We start from the raw sequence: 21407 nt of genomic DNA, 5'->3' as shown, positions 1-21407 counted from the left end.
AATTTGTAAAATATTATGTTTAATAACCATATAACCAGTTAACCAGCAGAAAACAAAAGAAAATAAAAATTTTTGAATAGGAGGTAATGATAGCTAAATTTAGATATGTTTATACAGAGTTTTGGAATGATACTAGTGAGGTTGCTATACAGAATTTGGGAAAATAAAAAAATATATAAACTATAGTAAAAAACGATACAAACTTTAATCCTCATAGTGTGAAAGACACTTCCTCAAATGAAACATCAGAAATATCATCCTCAAATGATACAAACAAAGTTTCATATGAAGAAATCATAGCTCAGTATAATGTTATCTGTAAGTCTTTACCTAAAGTTAAGGTTAGGTCCAAAGCTCGTGATAAGTCTATGAAATACCTTTATAGAAAACTTAAAAGCATTGAAAAGATTGCAGAGCTGTTCTAAATGAAGTCAGTTTTTTAAGTTATAAAAAGTTTGATGTTATATCCAAGTTTTATGACTATGCAGATAAACTTTATCATCAGATTGTAAGTATGTTCCGATTGAAATATAATATATATTAATATTGGAGGGTAGGGTATATGACTGATTTTATAATGTGTTTAGGTTTCATAGCTTTTCTAGGAGTAGTTCTATTGGTATTTTTCGTGGGTGGACAATTTTCTTATTGGGTTATAAAAAAGTTTTTTTTCAACAATAAAACTATAATTATAGTGCCATCTTTATTTTCATTCTACGGAGGATTTTTAATTTTTATATATACTATATTTATAACCGGATTTCTTATTTATAGCATTTTGTCTAATCCACACAATGTAGGCATTGGAGGTGATAGAAAGATAATAGCATTTTTAATTGTTATATTGGTGATATGTTTTTGTGAAACATTTTTCTCTTTTAGTATCTTTGAGAAGGATAAAATAATATATAGAAATATGTTTAATCTTTTAGGGAAGAGATACAATTATGATGATATTATTAAGGTTGAAGTATTTATAAAGAAATTCACAAAGGGTAGTAAGTTAAGATATTTATTAATAATGAAAGATGGGAGAAAAATAGATTTAAATGTAATGCAACTTCATTGGTTATAGAGGTGAAAAAGATAAAGAGGCATCATTCAAAAAGATTCTACATGTTGAATCACTCATTAATAAAGATATACCTCATTTAATCACTGAATAAGCTTATTATAAGATAAGAAAAGCAAATTATTTACCTACTGATTTTAATAAGAAATTTAGAAAGATGATTGTGAATTAGTCTTAGGGATTTTTGCAGATAAATATAAAAATAAAGTGTCGTATTATTTAATAAAATGATATGCGGTATTTTTATTCAACAATTCTATGAAATCTATGAAAGTGCTGTTAACCATAAACGTAAAATGATTATATTTATTTAGAGAACTCAATAAAGAATTTTAGGATTAAGTTCAACAGTTGTGGCTTTTAATTTATAATCTATATTCTTGTCCTAAGAATATCATGTTAAAATATAATAAGAATGGTAAATTATCATAAAGAGTAAAAAAGAAATATATTAATTATGGAGGGGTACTATGGAATTTTATTTTAAAAATGTTGGTGGGAAAACACACCTTTATCGTGAAGATGGGTTTATTGATGAAGATTTAGGTGAATTAGAGACAACATTTACAGGTAAGTTGAAAACTAATAATATTTTTGGTGAAGATTATGAGCTAGAGGATATTTCAGGTTTCTTTTCTAAAGGAAAACGATATTCTATTAAAAGTAGTAATGGAATTAATGGTGTAATAGAGAAATCTTCTGGTGGTAAATATGTTCTTAAGTAGCCTACGTATAGTTATAAATTGTAATTAAAAAGAAGATCAATATTTTGTTCAATTATGTTTGTATTGTATTTTAGTATACTAATATTTTATATAAAAGATGGTATGATTCTAGGGGTAAAAGATGTACCTAAATTAATAACTAATGATTATGAGTACACTACTGGTATTGTTTATGAAGTTAGAAATGGAAGAAGTAATAATATAATATTTGTAAATGGTCTTAAAATTTATGAAACCAAAGTCTTTATTAAAGGTAAAATCAAACAAGGATATGAATATAAGATTGCATATTTAAAAAATACAAAAGAGTGTGTAGGATTTGAAGAACTATAAATGCTTAAATAAGGTGGACAAAAAGGTGAAATAACTTAATAAAAAGAAAATTTTTTTAATAAAATTATTTGAAATATTAGTTAATTAATAAAATTTTAAGATGTATTCTTAATTTTATATACACAGGTAGCTTAAATTGAAAAAGGTAGTTTAAGCTACCTTTTTCAATTACCTTATAATAGACCCAAGCAAGAACAAAGGTAGTGGATTAAATCCATATATAGGGTAGGTATAGTATGGATAATAATGAGGATAGTATCCATAAGGATTAGGATTGTAGAGGTATCCTAACTGATTATAATAAGGTCTAGGGAAATCAGAATTATAGGGTCTATTAGTATTAGATATAACTTCGAGATCTATAGGTTGTTTAATAGGAATATTTTTATAGTTTGGATTAATAAATAGAAAATTACCCATAAGCTCATAATACTCTTCAGGATATCCTGTTTCATGCATTAGTCCTGGAAGCGTATGTGAATCAATATATTCTAAGTTTTCTTTTGTATCTTGATTTAAGGACTTTTTAGTGTCCATATTATCCTTCAATAAAATAAATCACATTATTTATATATGAAACTAATAGGCATATGTGAAATAAAAACATTATGATATTTGGTGAAAAAAGAAGGGATTTAAAGGGGGATATTGAATTAATTATCTTGTATACTAATATTTATGAGGGGTGGTTCAATGATTTTAAAAAAAGCATGTACGATAACTTTAGTATTAAGTATTTTATCAGGAACAACAGCTTTGGCTGCAACAAATGAAAACGAAAATCAAATTATTTTAGATTCACAATATCAGTCAGGAAAATCTTCTGAACTTGGGCTGAATTTAACTCAATATACATACATAAATGCTCCAGAAGATATTCGTAAGATGCATGAAGAAAACTGTATATCAATAGGTAAAACTGTTAATTTAGATGATGTTATTTATGTCCCTTCTGTAAATAAATTAAACGAAGTGATGTATAGTAATAGCAACTCTACATATCTTAATAATGCGTGGGCTCTTGATAATGGAAATAGAATAGAATTCTATTTAAGAGGAACTTGGTATACTGTTTATAAAAGCACCTATGTTGGATATAACTATACAACTAGTGGGATTCCAGTATACTTATTACAACATCTATTGATATTGAAGGGGTATGATATTGGAATAATGGATGGAGTTTTTGGGACTAAAACCCATAGTGCTTTAATTAATTATCAAAGTAGTAGAGGGTTATCTGTAGATGCAATATGTGGACAAAATACCTGGAGCTCTTTTTGGTGGTAAATATAAAAGCTAAATATTTAATAAATTTTTTAATATTTTAAGAAAACTGAAAGACATCAAAACCTAAATAAATAAAGGGTTTGATGTCTTTTTATATTTTATAAACTTATTTTTTTTAGAGATATGTCTTGTGGTCAATTTGTTGTGAAGAAAAAATAAAAAGTATCTTAAAAAGGCTTAAAAGAATATTTTAATTATATATAAAATAATTAACAGGGGAATAGTATGAAAAGTTTCATTTCAAAAACCTTAAATGGGTCATTTAAATATATAGATTTAAGAGAATTAGGTATAGAACAATTTAGAGAATGTAATTTTATGAATATAAAAGAAAATAGAGATAACGAACGTGTTGGTATTATTTTACCTAATCAGCGAGAAGAGAGATGGAAAAGAGATAAATCTGCTATGGAGAAAGAAGGAAAGATAAGAGATTTAAGTTTGATATTTGAGTATAACGATTTTGAAATGGATAAGCAAATTGAAGCAATTAACAAATTAATATTAGAAGAGGTGGACGTATTAATTATATGTCCAATAAATGGAGCAGGAGAACCAGAGGCCATTGAGAAGGCTAAAAATAGAGGCATTAAAGTAATATCATATGATGTACTAGCAATGAATAGTGATATAGATTTATTTGTTTCTTTTAACCTTATGAGAGTAGGAGAACTCCAAGGTAAATATCTTATAGGAAAAGTACCTAGAGGTAACTACATTATTTTATTAGGGGAACCAAATGGAGAGGTTTTTATAGAAGGGGCAATGGAGTATATTATGCCCTTAGTTTATACAGGAAATATAAAAATTATCACTCAAGAAAAGGTAGAAAGATGGAGTCCTGATTACGCTTATAATATTGTAAAAAATTCTTTAATTCAATATGAGAATAATATTGATGCTATCTTGGCCCCGAACGATGCAATAGCAGGCGCTGTAATAGAGGCATTGGACGAAGAAAATTTGGCTGGAAAAGTTGCTGTAACTGGTCAGGATGCAGATATTTCTGCAATTAGGAGGATTATTGAAGGGACTCAATCCATGACAGTACTTAAAGATACTAATGAATTAGCCTGGGTTGCTATAAATGCCGCAATTAAATTAATAAAAGGTGAACAGAAAATCACGTATAAGTCAGTTAATAATGGGAAGATAAATGTCCCTTCAATACTAACTAATCCTATATTAGTTGATAAAAATAATGTATACTCTATTCTTAATGAAACAGGATATTATAAAAATTATATTATATAAGATATTAAGTTGGTATACTTTTTTATTATAGAAAATCATATTTGAAGAAGCCGAAGCTTCAACAAATATGACTCTACAAAAGGGGTAATTTATATATTTGTGTATCGAGAGGATACCAATGCTTTGAAACGAAATACATGCCAATTAGTAAAATTACTTTTAGGAAGATGATACATCTATAGTTTAATCGAAATATATAAATTTATACTATTTTTTATTACTTTTTGGGGGACTTGAAAGAGCCTCAATTTTATCATTTAATTCATCTAATTGCTTTTTAAATTTTTCTTTTACTTTAATAAGTTGTTTTATTTTTGGATCCAAATTTTTTAATAATTTAGTATTATTAGACTGATCATCTTTTAAATTATCTATATCTTCACTAATTGTTTTATAACCAAAATCTAATTCAGAATAGATCTTATTTAGCAATTCAAGTAAATCTTTATCTTCCAATTATAGACACTCCTCTAACTAATAATAAGGCTTATAGTATTAGTATATATTTAATATGTTAAATATAGAATTGAGTTCAATTTTAAGCAACAAATTAATTAAAGTTGAATATATAATTATTAAGGAAATTTTTTTACTAAAGAATATACCTTATTATAAAATTTTCACTTTAAGATATAAGGGGTGAGTCTAATATGGATTTTGTAAGTTTAATTACAGATAATGCACTTATTTTAGTGCCTGCATTATATGTCTTAGGAATGATATTTAAGGGAACTGAAAAGATACAAGATAAATATATACCTTTGATATTATTGCCAATAGGAATAGCTGGTGCAATTGCGTTAATAGGATTTAGTGTACAAGGATTTATACAAGGGATATTAGTAGTTGGTGCAGCTGTTTATGCTAATCAATTGGTTAAACAATTTAAAAAAGATGAATAATTGGGGGAGGATATCCTCCCTTAAACTATTGAATTTTAGATATTTATAAAAATATTATTATAATTGACATAAATAATGTTCAAATATTAAAGAGATGAATAATATAGTAGTGAGAATGTGTATAAGTATTAAACCTATAAATAAGTTTATAGTAAAAACTTAGGAGGAAAACATGGGAAGAATACTTCTTTTAATAGAGAAAAAAAGATTTGAACTAAATAAAGCTATAGAGATATTTGGGATTAATGATTATAGAGTTTTAATTATAAGTGAAGAACTTGATAAATTGATAACTATAGAACAAAGGATGAGGCTATGGCTAGCATATACTGGATTTTATACTAAAATTAATATGGTAAAATAAAGATACCTTCTTAGCCCTTAGGGGCTATTTTTTTATATACATAATATGGTATAATTAACTTGTTAAGGTGAATAAACTAATTAATTTTGGAGGTGTTATTTATGGACAATCTAAGTACAATAGCAATTTCAAAAATAGCTGATATATTATCAACAGGTGATATACTGGTACCTACAGCAGAGGTTTGGGAGAAAATATTTTGCAATTCTGGATTAAGTAGTTATTATGAAGAGAGTAAAGATAATTTAGATGTTGTTTTTATGAATGATAAATACACTCATAATCCTTTATGTTATTCTGAACTTAAGAAAATATTTATGGAATTATATGATAGTAATAATATTATGGAAGTATTACAAAACATAATAGATAAAATAAGTATATATGATGTGTTTCATAAAAATATTAATTTAAAAATGAACATTACGTTTTATATGGTTGATATAGTAGAACATTTAAAGAGAAAGGAGTTAACATATAGGCTAAAAATACTCGATGAGTATCCAAGTAAAGAATTTAAAGAATTAAGAAATAATATAAGAGATTTAGGATTTGATTTTATTTTTAAAGAAGGAGAAGATATAAAACTAATTATTGTAGCTAAAGATTTATTTGAAGAGAAATTAAATGTAAGGTTAATAAATTCAGCATTCTAATGAAAACATTTACCTATATAAATGGACTAAGAGTACTATAAAAAAGCGCTTTTAGTCTATTTTTTTATAATTTAATATATGTGAGTATTTAATTCATTTATGGATAAAATTATATTTAGGAGGTGTTTAAAGTGAAAAAAGAAGAAATTGTATCTATTCATATAGATATATTAAGAGAAAGACTGGAGCATTTAATAGAGATAAAGGAAAATAATTTAATAGATGAAGAAGTTATTTATGCTAGTAATCTTTTAAATGAAGCTTTAAATAAATATAATAATTTGGTTCATAACGTAAAGATTTAATTCTGAATAGGTGACGAAATGTTTAAAAATTCATTTAACTTAAGAAAAGTTAAAAAAGATAAAGAATTAGGAGCTGGAATAAACCCAAGAAAAGAAGCCCTGAAAATAGCATTAGTTTATTTAATATTAGGAGTATCCTGGATTAAAATATCAGACTTCTTATTAGAAAGATTTACAAAAGATAATAGAGTTTATTGGGCAATACAAACATATAAAGGGTGGATATATGTCTTAATTACTATGTGCGTAATTTATATTTTAATTGCTAAAAAAATATTGTTATTAGAGAAAGCTTTTGTTGAACTGAATAATAGTAATAGAAAATTAGATAAATTAGCTTATTATGATACCTTAAGTAATCTACCTAATAGTGCTTTTTTAAAACTTACAGTTAATGAGTTAATAGATAATAAAAATATAAAAAACAACAAGTTTGCTTTAGTATATATAGACATTGATGATTTTAAAAACATAAATAATACTTTAGGATATACCTTAGGCGATAAACTTATAATATATATATCAAATATATTGAAATATCAAGTTAAAGAAGAGGATTTTGTGTCTAGGTTTGGTGGAGATGAATTCACAATTCTTTTTACTAATATAGAAAAGAATGTTGATGTTGTTTATAAAATAGAAGAGCTTTTAAATATACTCAGAAGACCTTGGAAACTAGAAGGGCAGGAGTTTTTTATTTCCTACAGTGTAGGAATAGCTATTTATAAAGATCATGGAAGTGATTTTAATGAACTTCTTAAAAATGCTAATACGGCTATGTTTGAAGTAAAGCGTAGGAGTAAAAATGGATATGCTTTTTATAATCATGATATGGAAAAAAGAATTTTGGAAAAAATTAATTTAATTAATGAAATGAAATATGCTATTGGTAAGGATGAATTTATGTTGTATTATCAGCCTATAATAAGATTAGAAGACAATACCGTTTATGGTTTTGAAGCCTTAATAAGATGGTATAAACCGAATAAGGGGTTTATATCTCCCATGAATTTTATACCTTTATCTGAAGAGATAGGGTATATAGACCAAATAAGTAGGTGGGTGTTAAAGTCAGCTTTTGAGCAAATAAAAGAGTGGAGAGAAAATGGAGTAAGTGGTTTAGTTATAGGCATAAATATATCAGGAAAATTACTAATAAATGATGATATAGTAGGTTATATAGCTGAGCTATTAGATTTATATAAAATAGATAGTGAAAGTATAAAATTAGAGATTACAGAAACGGCAATAATGACTAATTTAGAAGAAGCTATAAAAGTACTTAGAAAAATGAGGTCTATGGGATTACAATTATCTCTTGATGATTTTGGGACAGGATATTCCTCATTAACATATCTAAAAAAGTTACCTATGAATATGGTAAAGCTTGATAAAGAGTTTATAAATAATATTTTTTCAAGTGATCAAGATAAAATAGTTGTAGAGTCTGTAATAAATCTTATAAAGGATTTAAAGTTGAAAATTGTAGCAGAGGGAATAGAGACAAAAGAGCAGCTAGATTTTTTGAAAATTAATCAATGTGATTTTGGCCAAGGGTATTATTTTAGTAAACCTGTACCAAAAGATGAGTGTATACATATTATAAAAAATCATTAAACATTTATAATTATTTTAGAAAATAGCTTTTAAAGCTATTTTTTTATAAATTTAATTGTAAATTTTCTGTTAACAAACCATTGACCTAAGGTGTCATAAGGGTATATTATCTTAATATAGCTTAATAAACAAACTCTTAAGGGGGATAAAAAATGGCAAGAAGCATGACTGGATTTGGTAGATCCACTAGCGCTGAAGGTAGCGATAAAATATTTACTCTAGAAATGAAAAGTGTAAATCACAGATATTTAGATATAAATATCAGGATGCCTAAGTCTATGATAAGTTTTGAAGATAGAATAAGAAGAATATTATCTCAGAGTTTAAATAGAGGTAAAATTGATTTATTCGTAAACTTAAAAAATTATCATAAAGGAGATCAAGTTACTAAATTTAATGAGAGTTTAGCTGATAGCTATTTTAAATCCTTATTAGAGATAGAAAATAGATATGATGTAAAAAATGATATATCTGTTTCACTAATTGCTAGATTTCCAGATGTTATAATGGTTGAAGAAAAAGAAGAAAACATAGAAGAGTTATGGAGATGTCTTGAACCTCTACTTCATGAAGCCGTGACTATGATGGTAGATATGAGGGAAAAAGAAGGAACTAAGCTAAAGGAAGATATTATCTTAAAAACTAGAGAAATAAAAGAGCTAGTTAAGAGAGTAGAAGATAAATCAGGTACTATTGTTGAAAGTTATAAAATAAAATTACAAGATAGACTTAAAGAGCTAAAGAATATCGTCGATATTGACGATAGTAGAATAGCAATGGAAATAGCTATCTTTGCTGACAAGGCATCTATTGATGAGGAAATAACTAGACTATATTCCCACATAAATCAAGTGGTTGAAACGTTTGACTTAAGTGAACCTATTGGAAGAAAACTAGACTTCATAATTCAAGAAATGAATAGAGAAGCAAATACTATAGCTTCAAAATCATCCGATATTGAAATAACTAACATAGTTATTAATATAAAAAATATAATAGAGAAAATAAGAGAGCAGACTCAAAATATTGAGTAACTAGGAGGAAAGAAATGAGTATTAAATTAATTAATATTGGGTTTGGAAACATAGTTTCTGCTAATAGATTAGTTGCTATAGTTAGCCCAGAATCTGCCCCAATCAAAAGAATCATACAAGAGGCAAGAGATAGGGGTATGTTAATAGATGCTACATACGGAAGAAGAACGAGAGCAGTTATAATTACTGATTCAGATCACGTTATATTATCAGCTGTACAACCAGAAACAGTGGCTCATAGATTATCAGCTAAGGATGAGGTTGTAGATGAGGTTGATGAATAATGACAGATGTTACTAGAGGTTTATTAATAGTAATTTCTGGACCGTCAGGAGCTGGAAAAGGTACTATATGTAAGGAATTATTAGATAAAAATGATGATTTATACATATCTGTTTCTGCAACTACACGTAATCCTAGAGATGGAGAAATAGATGGAGTTAATTATTACTTTATAGATAGATCTGAATTTATGAAAAAAATTGAAGCAGATGATTTTTTAGAGTATGCTGAAGTTTATGGTAACTTTTATGGTACTCCAAAATCTAAAGTTGAAGAAATGCTTTTAAGTGGTAAAAATGTTATATTAGAAATTGATATTCAAGGAGCACTTAAAGTAAAAGAAAACTCAAAAGAAGGTATTTTTGTGTTTATTCTTCCTCCATCTATGGAAGAATTAAAACAAAGAATAATAAAAAGAGGTAGTGAAACTACGGAATCTCTTATGACTAGATTTAAATCTGCATATCAAGAGATTAATTATGTATCAAAATATAATTATGCAGTAGTTAATGACCAAGTAGAAGAAGCAGTTAAAAAGATTGAAGCAATACTTACTGCTGAAAAATGTAGAGTAGACAGAATAAAAGAAAATATATTAGATTCTAAGGAGGGCGTAATCCATGAGCAACTCTATGATTAATCCATCAATAGTAGATTTATTGAAAAAGGTAGATAATAGATATTCACTTGTTATTGTTACTTCAAAAAGAGCTAGACAATTAATAGACGGTCAAGAACCAACTATTAAGGTTGATTCTAAAAAATCATTAACTATTGCTATTAATGAAGTTAATGAGGGTACAATAAGTTTTGAACAAATAAAAGAAGGTTATAAATAAAAATGAATAATAAATGTGTGGTTATTGGAGTTTCAGGAGGGGTAGCAGTATATAAAGCCCTTGAAGTAATATCTAGGTTAAGAAAAAAAGATATTGAAGTTAGAGTAATAATGACCGAATCAGCACAAAAATTTGTAACCCCACTAAGTTTTCAATCTTTAAGTCAAAATATGGTTACTACAGACATGTTTGATGAGCCTAAGGCTTGGGAAATTCAACATATATCTTTAGCTAAAAAAGCAGATTTAATGCTTGTATTACCTGCTACAGCAAATATAATAGGAAAGGTAGCAAATGGAATTGCAGATGATATGCTATCAACTACAATTATGGCCACAAAAGCACCAGTAGTTTTTGCACCTGCTATGAATACAAATATGTATGAAAATCCTATTGTACAAAATAATATTGAAAAACTAAAAAGTTTTGGATATGAATTTATTGAACCGGCTTCAGGTAGGCTTGCTTGTGGAGATGTAGGAGCTGGAAAACTTGCAGATGTTGAAGATATTTATGAGTTTGTTTTAAAAACTTTATATAAAACTAGCGATTTAGAAGGTAAAAAGGTGTTAATAACAGCTGGACCAACTATATCACCAATAGATCCAGTAAGATTTATTACAAATAGAAGTACTGGAAAAATGGGTTATGCTATAGCTGAGGAAGCAAGAAATAGAGGTGCAGAAGTTACTTTAATTTCTGGACCTACTAATATAAAGCCACCATATGGAGTAAAGACTATAAAGATTTCTACTAATGAAGAAATGAAAGATGAAGTTTTAAAATATTTTGATGAAACTGACATAGTTATTAAGTCAGCAGCTGTTGCAGATTATAAAACTTTAACCTATTCAGAGCAGAAAATTAAAAAAGGTGAAGGGAATTTAAACTTGGAATTTACTAGAGATAGTGATATACTTAGTATTCTAGGCGAAAAGAAAACTTCGCAAATATTAGTAGGCTTTGCAGCTGAAAGTAGTAACTTAGAAGAAAATGCTACAAGAAAATTAATCAAAAAAAATCTAGATTTGATAGTTGGAAATGATATTATATCTAAAGAAACTGGATTTGGATCTGATGATAATAAAGTTATATTTATTTCAAAAACAGGAGAGAAAACTGTACTTGATAAGATGAGTAAACTGGAAGTAGCGAAGAAACTATTTGATGAAATTATAAAAATTAAGGGTTAGTAAATATTTAAGCTCTCTATGTAACCATAGGGAGTTTTTTTATAAAGGGTGATGAAGTTGTTTGCTCAAGTTGTTATAAATAATGATGCAGTTAGTGTAGATAAGTTATTTACATATAAAATCCCAGAAAAGTTTGTTAATGATATAAAGCTAGGACATAGAGTTCTAGTTCCTTTTGGTATGGGAAATAGGTTTTATGAAGGTTTTGTTATAGGTATTCAGGAGAATAATGAAAGTGGATTTAATAATATTAAGTCTTTAATAAATATTTTAGATAAAGAACCTATACTAAAAAACGAAAGTCTTCTACTATTTGAATTTCTGGTTAATAGATATTTATGTAAAAAAATAGAAAGTATAAGGCTTCTTATCCCTACGGGAATAATGAGAGGGGTAAAAGAAAAAAAGAAAGAAGTTATATGCTTTAATAAAGAACTTGATGGCAAATTAGAATCTAAAGAAGAATACATAAAAATAGTAGATTTTATAAAAATAAATAATGGTAAGTATATGAAAAGTCAGTTAATAAATGACTTTAATTACTCTTCTTATATGATTAACAAACTGATATCTGAAGAATATCTTATTAAATTAGATGAAAAAGTCAATAGGTTGGATAATAGAGAATATGACTTTTATGATACTTTTGAGTTGAATGAAGAGCAGCAAAATGCATTTAATAATATAGTTTTTTCAAAAGAAAAGTTATTTTTACTTAAAGGGGTAACTGGAAGCGGAAAAACAGAAGTATATATGAGATTAGCTAAAAAGATGCTTGAAGAAGAAAAAAGCACCCTGATATTGGTTCCAGAAATTTCATTGACCCCTCAAATGATAGAAAGGTTTAAAGGTAGATTTGGGAATTCAGTAGCAGTATTTCATTCCAAATTATCTCAAGGAGAAAGATTTGATGAGTGGCATAGGGTATCTGAAGGAAAAGTTAAACTAGTTGTAGGAGCAAGAAGTGCAATATTTCTTCCTTTTAAAAATTTAGGACTTATTGTTGTAGATGAGGAACATGAGGGAACTTATAAATCCGAACAGAACCCGAAATATCATACAAGAGAAGTGGCAGAATATCTTAGTGAAATAAGTGAGTGTAAGGTTGTTTTTGCATCAGCAACACCTTCTGTAGAAAGTTATTATTATGGTTTAACTGAAAAATACAAATTAATTGAACTTAAAAATAGAGTTGCAAGTAAAAAAATGCCTAAGATGAAGATTATAGATATGAGGCAGGAACTTAAAAACAATAATAAAAGCATGTTTTCTAGGGAATTATATGAAAAAATATCTTTAAATCTTAAGGATAAAAATCAAAGCATTATTTTTTTAAATAGAAGAGGACATTCGACTTTCGTATCTTGTAGACAATGCGGGTATGTGTATAAATGTCATCATTGTGACATATCTATGACCTATCATAATAATGGATACCTAATATGTCATTACTGTGGAACTGCTAAAAAGATAGATAATAATTGCCCCGAATGCGGTAGTAAGTATATTAAATATTTTGGTGCAGGTACTGAAAAGATTGAAGGCGAAATAAAAAGACTTTTCCCTAAAGCAAGAGTTTTAAGGATGGATGTTGACACTACTAGAAATAAAAATTCTTATGAAAAGATATATAATTCCTTTAAAAATGGCGAGGCAGACATTTTAATAGGAACTCAGATGATTACAAAAGGTTTAGATTTCCCTAATGTTACTTTAGTAGGTGTAATAGCCGCTGATATGTCTTTAAACCTTCCTGATTATAGATCGGCTGAGAGAACTTTTCAGCTTATAACTCAAGTGGGAGGACGAGCGGGTAGAGGAGATAAAGAAGGGGAAGTTATAGTACAGACTTATACTCCTGAACATTATTCAATTATTCACTCAATGAATAATGACTATGAAGCTTTGTTTAAGGAAGAGATAGTAATGAGGAAAGATTTTAATTATCCTCCTTTTGGAAAGATATTTCTTATCCATTGTTCATCAAAAAATGAGGAGCTATTAAAAAACTTTATGAAAGAACTTCGAGATCATCTTAATAAGACCTTAGGGGAATATGATTTAGAAATGCTTGGGCCTTGTTCTTCTATAATATCAAAAATAAAAGAAAACTATAGATGGCAGATAGTATTAAAAGGTGATTTGTCAGAGGAAACATGTAAATTTATCAAAGATAGGGTTTATGAAACCTACTCTAATGTATATAATGAAATAAGAGTATCTATTGATATAAACCCAAACAGTTTAATATAGGAGGAAATTATGGCTAAAAGAATCATAAGGATAGTCGGAGATGAACTATTAAGAAAAAAAAGTAGAAAGATTGATGAAGTTAATAATAGAATAACTACATTAATTAAAGATATGTTTGAAACTATGTATGCTGCAAATGGAATTGGGCTTGCAGCACCACAAGTAGGTATACTAAAAAGGTTGTTTGTTATAGATATTGGAGAAGGTCCATTAGTTTTTATAAATCCAGAAATATTAAGTACAGAAGGTGCTGTATGTGATATTGAAGGATGTTTATCTATTCCAAATGAGCAGGATGAAGTTGAAAGACCAGAAAAAATAAAGGTTAAAGCTATAAATGAAAAAGGTGAGGAATTCACTTTAGAAGCTGAAGGATTATTAGCACGTGCTATATGCCATGAAAATGATCATTTAGATGGTATATTATTTACAGATAAAATTAAAAGCAAGTAGGAGGGAAATAGATGAAAATAGTTTTTATGGGAACACCAGACTTTGCGGTGCCTTCTCTAAAAGCTTTAATAGAAAATCATCAGGTTGAGGCAGTTTTCACTCAACCTGATAAACCAAAAGGAAGAGGGAAAAAGCTTTCCTTTTCCCCAGTTAAAGAAGAGGCTTTAAAACATTCTATTAAAGTATATCAACCAGAGAAAATAAAAAATAATGAAGAACATATAAAAGCCCTTAAAGATATTGCTCCAGACTACATAATTGTAGTAGCTTATGGTCAAATATTAACTAAGGAAATACTAGATATACCTAAATATGCTTGCATAAATCTTCATGCATCTATATTACCTAAGTTTAGAGGTGCTGCTCCTATAAACTGGGCAGTTATAAATGGAGAAAAAACTTCAGGAAATACCACAATGCTTATGGATGTGGGATTAGATACAGGAGATATGTTATTAAAAGATGATGTGGAAATAACACCTTATATGACATCTGGTGAACTTCATGATATTTTAATGGATAGAGGAGCAGGACTATTATTAGATACAATTAAAGGTTATACTAATAATGAAATTATTCCTATAAAGCAAGATGGTAGCTTAAGTTCCTATGCATCTATGTTAAATAAGGAAATTGCTAAAATAGATTGGAATAAAACTGCCTTAGAAATTCATAACATGATTAGAGGACTAAATCCATGGCCTATAGCATATACAACTTATAAAGAACAAAATATGAAAATCTTTAAAAGTGAAGTAATAGATGAAGATAAAACTTCAGAAGATATAGGTAAGATAATAGATGTAACTAAAGATGGAATAAAGGTTTCTTGTGGAAAAGGAATACTTCTTATAAAAAGAGTTCAATTTCCAAATGGAAAGCCACTAGACATAAGTCAATATTTAAATGGAAATGAGATCGAGAAAAATATTATAATAGGAAAATAAGAGGTGATATTTATGTATTGGTTTGATCCAACAATGATTATTTTGTTACCAGCAATAATACTTTCTCTTTGGGCGCAAGGAATGGTAACATCAACATTTCAAAAGTATAAAAGAGTAAGGAGCTTTAACGGGCTAACTGGTGCTGACGTTGCTAGAAGTTTATTAGATGCTGCTGGGCTTTTTGATGTAAGAATAGAGCAGGTTCCAGGCTCTTTATCCGATCATTATGATCCTAGAGCTAGAGTGTTAAGATTATCAGGAGATGTTTATGGAAACACATCTGTAGCATCTATTGGGGTTGCAGCTCATGAAGTAGGGCATGCTATTCAACATAACGAAAAGTACGCTCCACTATTATTTAGAAATGCTATTGTTCCAGTTGCTAACTTTGGTAACTATTTTTCATGGATATTAATACTTATAGGGATTTTCTTCTCTATGACTAATTTAATATACTTAGGAATAATATTTTTCCTTGGAGTAGTAATATTTCAATTAGTAACTTTACCAGTAGAGTTTGATGCTTCTAAAAGAGCCATAACTTTATTAGATACAAGAGGTATATTAATAGGTGATGAAGTTAATGGGGCAAGAAAAGTTTTAAAGGCAGCAGCTATGACTTATGTTGCAGCAGCAGCTACAGCTATTATGCAATTAGTAAGACTTTTATATATAGCAAATAGATCGGATGATTGAGGTAAAAATGAATAGTAGAAAAATTGCACTAAAGGTATTAGATGAAGTATTAAATAAGGGAGCGTATTCAAACTTAGCTTTGAATAACGCTTTCAAGGATGCTTCACTAGAACAAAAAGATAGAGGCTTTATTACAGAGATTGTTTATGGAACAATTAAGTATAAAGAATCAATAGACAGCATAATATCCTTGTATGTAAAAGATGTTAATAAGATAGATAGAAGAGTTATAAATATTTTAAGATCTTCTATCTATCAGCTAAAATACTTAGATAAAGTTCCAGAATATGCAGCTGTTAATGAAGCAGTAGGAATTGCAAAGAAATTTTCTCTTTCTACCTCTAAGTTTGTTAACGGAGTACTTAGGAATTTTATAAGAAATCTAGATAAAGAGCCAGAGTTTAAAAAGTTTAACTCAAAACTAGCCTTTAAATACTCATTTCCTTTATGGATGGTAGATTTCTTTATAAAGCAATATGGAAATGAAAAAGCAGAAGAAATTCTAATAGGACTTAATATGACACCTAAGTTAACCGTTAGAGTTAATAATTTAAAAGGGGATTATCAAGAAGTTTTTGATAATCTAAAAGAAAAGGGCTACAAGGTAAGTGAAGGATATATATCGCCAGAAGCTATCTCAATAGATCGAGGTAGTTCTATAGAAAATAATGAATTTTTTAAAGAAGGAAAAATAATAGTTCAAGATGAAAGTGCAATGCTTGTATCTCCACTTCTAGATTTAGAAGAAAATATGACAGTTATGGATTTATGCGCTGCACCAGGGGGGAAGTCTACCCATATAGCAGAACTATTAAATAATAAAGGAAAGGTTTTATCCTTTGATATTCATAAAAATAAACTTTCTTTAATTAGAGAAAATGCAAAGAGATTAGGAATAAATATAATTGATGCTAGACAGCAGGATGCTACTAAGCTAAATGAGGACTTAGTAAATACAGCAGATAGAATATTATTAGATGTTCCTTGTTCAGGGCTTGGAATTATTAGAAAAAAACCAGAAATTAAATACCAAAAAACAATAAAAGACTTAAAAGATATAAGAGATATCCAGATAGATATAATGGAAAATGCATGGAGTTACTTAAAGTCTGGTGGAATAATGGTTTATTCCACATGTACATTAAATAAAGAAGAAAATGAATATAATGTTAAAGAATTCTTAAGAAAACATGAAAACTGTGAAGTTGAAAAGATATTTATTGGGAATTTACCTAATTTTATTTATAATGAAGATGGAACTTTAACAATATTACCTAATGAATTCATGGATGGATTCTATATGGCTAAGCTTAAGAAAAGGTAGGTGTAAAAATGGAATACCTATTAGATTTTAATCTAGAAGAGTTCAAAGAGGAATTAGTTAAAATAGGAGAAAATTCTTTTAGAGCAAAACAAATATTTCAATGGATATATAAAGAGGTTTATGATTTTGAAAATATGAAAAACATCCCAGGTCCATTGAAAAGTAAGTTAAAAGAGAGTTTTGATTTATCTCTACCTAAAATAGTTGAAGAATATACATCTTCAAGTGATGGAACAAAAAAGCTCTTAGTTTCACTAAAAGATAATAATCTAATTGAATGTGTTATTATGAAATATAACCATGGAAACACCATATGTATTTCAACACAAGTAGGTTGTAGAATGGGATGTAAATTTTGTGCCTCAACAATAGATGGAAGAATAAGAAACCTTACATCAGGAGAAATGCTTGGACAGGTTTTACTAGCTCAAAATCTAATGAAAGAAAGAATTTCTAACATAGTTCTAATGGGGAGTGGAGAACCCTTAGACAATTACGATAATGTTATGAAGTTTCTAGAAATAGTTAATGCAGAATATGGGCTAAATATTGGGCAAAGACATATAACTCTTTCCACTTGTGGGATAGTACCTAAAATATATGAACTTGCGGATAAAGGATTAAATGTTACATTAGCAATTTCTTTACATGCATTTTCAGATGAAAAAAGAAAAGAGATAATGCCTATAGCAAATAAGTATTCCATAAGTGAGATTATGGAAGCTTGTGAATATTACATAAAAAAGACTAACAGAAGAATAACCTTTGAGTATTCTTTAGTTAAAGGAATCAATGACTCCAAAGAAGATGCAAAAGCTTTAGGAAACTTGTTAAAGGGAAAACTTTGTCATGTTAATCTTATTCCTGTAAATGAGATTAAAGAAAAAGAGTACAGAAAATCAACAAAAGAAGACATAGACATATTTGAGAAAACCTTAAGGAAATATGGTGTAGAGGCTACTGTAAGGAGAGAGATGGGAGCTGATATAAATGCTGCATGCGGTCAATTACGAAGAAGTTATCTGGAGATTAGTAATTAAAATGAGGGGGAATTCTCATGATTGGATTAATTAGCGATGTCGGGAAAAGGCGACCAGTCAATGAAGACTATGCTGACTACCATGAAACAGACGAGTATAAACTTTTTATAGTAGCAGACGGCATGGGTGGACACAATGCTGGCGAAATAGCAAGTAAGCTAGCTACTGAAATCATTTTGGAGTATATTAAGGATAATTGGGATACCTTTAAAGAAGATTGTATATTAGAAAATGCAATTAAAGCATCAAATAAAAAAGTCTTTAGCGTTTCAAATAAAGATGAAGAGTTTAAAGGTATGGGAACAACCATAGCAGCATGTTTAATAACTGAATCAAATTTATACGTAGCTAATGTTGGTGATAGTGGTTGCTTTATGCTAGAAGATCATAAACTTATTAAGGTTACAAAAGATCACTCGCTAGTACAAGAACTCCTTGATAGTGGAAGTATAACAGAAGAAGAGGCATCAACTCACCCAAGGAAGAATATAATAACAAGGGCAGTTGGAGCTTATGAAGAGGTTATGGTAGATATCTTTAAATTACCTAAGGTAATGAAGAACAAGTATTTACTGTGCTCAGATGGATTATTAAATGAAGTAACTAATGATGAGATAGAAGATATTCTAAATAACTATGATAATGAAGAGGCGGCTAAACAGCTAGTTACACTAGCAAATGAGAGAGAAGGCAGAGATAATATTACAGTTTTAGTGTTTGGAGGAGAGTTATAATATGGAGAATATTATATTAGGAGACAGATATGAACTGCAAGAGAAAATAGGAGAGGGCGGAATGTCTTTAGTTTACAAAGCTAGAGATAAAAAGCTAAATCGTTTTATTGCAGTGAAGATATTGAAGCATGAGTTTATAGATAATGAGGATATAGTAGATAAATTTAAAAAGGAAGCAACAGCAATTGCTAACTTAAATGACCCTTATATAGTTAATGTTTTAGATGTAGGTTCTCAAGAAGACTATAACTATATAGTAATGGAATATGTTAAGGGGAAAACCTTGAAAGAATTTATAAGAGAAAAAGGTAGAATTTCATATGATTTAGCTTTAAATTTTTCTACTCAAATAGCTAAAGCTTTAGATTGTGCACATAAAAATAACATCATTCATAGAGATATTAAACCTCAAAATATATTAGTTACTGAAGAAGGAAGTTTAAAAGTTACTGATTTTGGAATAGCAAAATCAACTAACTCTTCAACTATTACTAATACATCAAATGTAATAGGGTCAGCTCATTACTTTTCTCCAGAACAAGCTAAGGGGAACTATATAGACAGCAGAACCGATTTATATTCTTTAGGTGTGGTTATATATGAAATGGTAACTGGAAGAGTTCCATTTGATGCTGATTCACCTGTTTCTGTGGCCTTAAAGCATATACAAGAAGAGGTTGTACCTCCTAAGAATATAAACTCAGCAGTACCTGAGTCTTTAAATAAGCTTATATTAAAGGCGATGGAAAAAGAACAGATAAAAAGATACCAATCTGCCAAAGAAATGATAGTAGATTTAGACAAAATAAAAAATGATCCTAATGCTATAATAGGTACAGTACCTGTTACAGAGGATGATTTTACAAGAGTCATGCCATCAGTTAACCCAGCAAATGTTGCGGCTGTAAAAAACTCAACTTCTAAAAGTAATGATGATTGGGAAGAAGATGAAGATGACTGGGACGAGGAAGAGGATGACTCAAAGAAAAAGAAAAATAAAACTAAGTTAGGAATTATATTAGCCCTTGTAGCTGTGCTTATTTTAGCTGGAGCAGCTATTACAACATATTTCCTTACAACAAATAATAAAAAAGCAGAAGATCTTAAAATGCCTAAGGTAATAGGGCTAAAACAAGATGATGCTGAAAAAACTCTTAAAGATATGGGACTTGAAATGCTAGTAGCTGGGGAAGAAAAAAGTACTGAACCAGCAGGAACAGTAGTTAAAGCTAACAAAAATGAAGGTGATACTGTTAAAAAAGGTGAAACTATAAGAGTTTATGTAAGTGGCAAAGAAACAAAGAAAAAACTTCAAGATGTAACTGGATTAGACGAAAATCAAGCAATTGCCTTTTTAGGTAATGCGGGTTTAGAAGTTTCAGTTAATAGAGAATATTCTGACAGTGTAGAAAAAGGTAAAGTAATAAAACAAGATCCAAAGGGAGATACGGAGATAACAGAAGATACTAAAGTTACTTTGACTGTAAGTCAAGGAAAGAAACCTGTTACTGTTCCAAAGCTATTAGGTTTATCAAAACAAGAAGCAATAAATGCCCTTAATGCTGTAGGATTAAATGGCGATTCTAAGGAAGCTGAAACCACAGATAAGAATAAGGATGGAAAAGTTATAGATTCTAGTGTAAAAGAAGGTAATACTGCGGATGCAGGCTCTACTATAACTCTCACTATAGGAAGATATAAAGATGATAATCCTGATATTGAACTAGGTTTTCTTGTTGGAAAAACTGTTCAAGAAGCAGCTGATTATATGGAATCCAAAGGTATAAACCCAGATCCAGATGGCATAGGGGATGTTGTAGTATCGCTAAGCAAACCCAAAGCTAAAAAAGGTGAAACTATAAAGATTACAAGCAAAAAATCTGACGTAAAACCACCAGCAACATCATAGTATTAAATAAATTTTAAGAAAAAGGTATTGCAAAATAATTTTAAAGAATTATTTTCAGCAATACCTTTTTATATTTAAAATCTGAAACTTTAAACTGAATGAAAGATGTCAATGAAGTTAAAGAAATAAATTATAGATAAAAACAAACCCCTATAAAAATACAGCGGCTCGGCAGGAGCCGTCTG

26 protein-coding genes are annotated in these 21407 nt (G+C 28.7%); 24 read left to right on the top strand and 2 right to left on the bottom strand.

Features of this window, described 5'->3' with window-relative positions; translation table 11 throughout:
- The first annotated feature begins 218 nt into the window (after positions 1–218).
- The 4 genes from P8F83_RS07810 to P8F83_RS07795 all read left to right on the top strand — a co-directional run bounded on the left by P8F83_RS07810 (position 219) and on the right by P8F83_RS07795 (position 2130).
- Complete coding sequence (locus P8F83_RS07810) at positions 219–425, top strand: hypothetical protein (protein ID WP_326514141.1); 207 nt, start codon at positions 219–221, stop codon at positions 423–425.
- 137 nt (positions 426–562) lie between these two features.
- Positions 563–1075 carry a hypothetical protein gene (locus P8F83_RS07805; RefSeq protein ID WP_326514140.1) on the top strand — a complete coding sequence of 171 codons (513 nt, stop codon included), beginning with the start codon at positions 563–565 and terminating at the stop codon, positions 1073–1075.
- Positions 1076–1542: 467 nt separating this feature from the next.
- Positions 1543–1797: a hypothetical protein gene (locus P8F83_RS07800; RefSeq protein ID WP_073015925.1), complete on the top strand. Its 255-nt coding sequence runs from the start codon at positions 1543–1545 to the stop codon at positions 1795–1797.
- A gap of 54 nt (positions 1798–1851) precedes the next feature.
- Positions 1852–2130 (top strand): hypothetical protein, encoded by a 279-nt coding sequence (locus P8F83_RS07795; protein ID WP_326514139.1) that lies wholly within the window; start codon positions 1852–1854, stop codon positions 2128–2130.
- A 168-nt stretch (positions 2131–2298) separates the two neighbouring features.
- On the opposite strand, the gene P8F83_RS07790 is transcribed toward P8F83_RS07795, so the two are convergent.
- Complete coding sequence (locus P8F83_RS07790) at positions 2299–2667, bottom strand: hypothetical protein (RefSeq protein ID WP_326514138.1); 369 nt, start codon at positions 2665–2667, stop codon at positions 2299–2301.
- Between the two features lie 156 nt (positions 2668–2823).
- Here P8F83_RS07790 and P8F83_RS07785 point away from each other — a divergent pair, with 156 nt between their 5' ends.
- Positions 2824–3420, top strand: coding sequence for a peptidoglycan-binding domain-containing protein (locus P8F83_RS07785; RefSeq protein ID WP_326514137.1), 597 nt, complete (start codon positions 2824–2826; stop codon positions 3418–3420).
- 225 nt (positions 3421–3645) lie between these two features.
- Positions 3646–4674, top strand: a complete 1029-nt coding sequence (locus P8F83_RS07780) for a sugar ABC transporter substrate-binding protein (protein ID WP_326514136.1) — start codon at positions 3646–3648, stop codon at positions 4672–4674.
- 207 nt (positions 4675–4881) lie between these two features.
- Here P8F83_RS07780 and P8F83_RS07775 read toward each other — a convergent pair whose 3' ends face one another.
- Complete coding sequence (locus tag P8F83_RS07775) at positions 4882–5130, bottom strand: hypothetical protein (protein WP_326514135.1); 249 nt, start codon at positions 5128–5130, stop codon at positions 4882–4884.
- A gap of 194 nt (positions 5131–5324) precedes the next feature.
- On the opposite strand from P8F83_RS07775, the gene P8F83_RS07770 reads away from it, so the two are divergent.
- From P8F83_RS07770 to pknB, 18 genes are all read left to right on the top strand, one after another.
- Positions 5325–5576, top strand: coding sequence for a phage holin family protein (locus tag P8F83_RS07770; protein ID WP_326514134.1), 252 nt, complete (start codon positions 5325–5327; stop codon positions 5574–5576).
- A 172-nt stretch (positions 5577–5748) separates the two neighbouring features.
- Positions 5749–5940 (top strand): aspartyl-phosphate phosphatase Spo0E family protein, encoded by a 192-nt coding sequence (locus tag P8F83_RS07765; RefSeq protein ID WP_021802167.1) that lies wholly within the window; start codon positions 5749–5751, stop codon positions 5938–5940.
- A gap of 101 nt (positions 5941–6041) precedes the next feature.
- Positions 6042–6596, top strand: coding sequence for a hypothetical protein (locus tag P8F83_RS07760; protein ID WP_326514133.1), 555 nt, complete (start codon positions 6042–6044; stop codon positions 6594–6596).
- A gap of 131 nt (positions 6597–6727) precedes the next feature.
- Entirely contained in the window at positions 6728–6901 is a 174-nt protein-coding gene (locus P8F83_RS07755; RefSeq protein ID WP_315115461.1) for a Spo0E family sporulation regulatory protein-aspartic acid phosphatase, read from the top strand.
- Between the two features lie 18 nt (positions 6902–6919).
- On the top strand, positions 6920–8518 hold the full coding sequence (locus P8F83_RS07750) for a putative bifunctional diguanylate cyclase/phosphodiesterase (protein WP_326514132.1): 1599 nt from the start codon (positions 6920–6922) through the stop codon (positions 8516–8518).
- Positions 8519–8670: 152 nt separating this feature from the next.
- Complete coding sequence (locus tag P8F83_RS07745) at positions 8671–9552, top strand: YicC/YloC family endoribonuclease (RefSeq protein WP_326514131.1); 882 nt, start codon at positions 8671–8673, stop codon at positions 9550–9552.
- 14 nt (positions 9553–9566) lie between these two features.
- Positions 9567–9836 carry an extracellular matrix/biofilm regulator RemA gene (remA, locus tag P8F83_RS07740; protein ID WP_021802161.1) on the top strand — a complete coding sequence of 90 codons (270 nt, stop codon included), beginning with the start codon at positions 9567–9569 and terminating at the stop codon, positions 9834–9836.
- On the top strand, positions 9836–10474 hold the full coding sequence (gene gmk, locus P8F83_RS07735) for a guanylate kinase (RefSeq protein WP_021802160.1): 639 nt from the start codon (positions 9836–9838) through the stop codon (positions 10472–10474). The genes remA and gmk overlap by 1 nt, the downstream gene beginning before the upstream one ends.
- Entirely contained in the window at positions 10455–10673 is a 219-nt protein-coding gene (gene rpoZ, locus P8F83_RS07730; protein WP_073015937.1) for a DNA-directed RNA polymerase subunit omega, read from the top strand. The genes gmk and rpoZ overlap by 20 nt, the downstream gene beginning before the upstream one ends.
- 2 nt (positions 10674–10675) lie before the next feature.
- Entirely contained in the window at positions 10676–11866 is a 1191-nt protein-coding gene (coaBC, locus tag P8F83_RS07725) for a bifunctional phosphopantothenoylcysteine decarboxylase/phosphopantothenate--cysteine ligase CoaBC (protein WP_326514130.1), read from the top strand.
- Positions 11867–11917: 51 nt separating this feature from the next.
- Positions 11918–14119, top strand: a complete 2202-nt coding sequence (gene priA, locus P8F83_RS07720; RefSeq protein WP_326514129.1) for a primosomal protein N' — start codon at positions 11918–11920, stop codon at positions 14117–14119.
- 9 nt (positions 14120–14128) lie between these two features.
- Positions 14129–14572, top strand: a complete 444-nt coding sequence (def, locus tag P8F83_RS07715) for a peptide deformylase (RefSeq protein ID WP_315115472.1) — start codon at positions 14129–14131, stop codon at positions 14570–14572.
- A gap of 11 nt (positions 14573–14583) precedes the next feature.
- Positions 14584–15519, top strand: a complete 936-nt coding sequence (fmt, locus tag P8F83_RS07710) for a methionyl-tRNA formyltransferase (protein WP_326514128.1) — start codon at positions 14584–14586, stop codon at positions 15517–15519.
- A gap of 12 nt (positions 15520–15531) precedes the next feature.
- Positions 15532–16215 (top strand): zinc metallopeptidase, encoded by a 684-nt coding sequence (locus P8F83_RS07705; protein ID WP_073015942.1) that lies wholly within the window; start codon positions 15532–15534, stop codon positions 16213–16215.
- Positions 16216–16222: 7 nt separating this feature from the next.
- Positions 16223–17539, top strand: coding sequence for a 16S rRNA (cytosine(967)-C(5))-methyltransferase RsmB (gene rsmB, locus P8F83_RS07700; protein WP_326514127.1), 1317 nt, complete (start codon positions 16223–16225; stop codon positions 17537–17539).
- An 8-nt stretch (positions 17540–17547) separates the two neighbouring features.
- Positions 17548–18579, top strand: coding sequence for a dual-specificity RNA methyltransferase RlmN (gene rlmN, locus P8F83_RS07695; protein ID WP_326514126.1), 1032 nt, complete (start codon positions 17548–17550; stop codon positions 18577–18579).
- Positions 18580–18596: 17 nt separating this feature from the next.
- A complete protein-coding gene (locus P8F83_RS07690; protein WP_326514125.1) occupies positions 18597–19313 on the top strand; it encodes a Stp1/IreP family PP2C-type Ser/Thr phosphatase in 717 nt (238 codons plus the stop codon).
- A 1-nt stretch (position 19314) separates the two neighbouring features.
- Entirely contained in the window at positions 19315–21222 is a 1908-nt protein-coding gene (pknB, locus tag P8F83_RS07685) for a Stk1 family PASTA domain-containing Ser/Thr kinase (protein ID WP_326514124.1), read from the top strand.
- Positions 21223–21407: the final 185 nt, after the last annotated feature.

Source organism: Clostridium intestinale (genome assembly GCF_035905475.1).
Taxonomy (GTDB): Bacteria; Bacillota; Clostridia; order Clostridiales; family Clostridiaceae; genus Clostridium_T; species Clostridium_T intestinale.
This window is presented reverse-complemented; position numbering and strand designations above follow the sequence as displayed.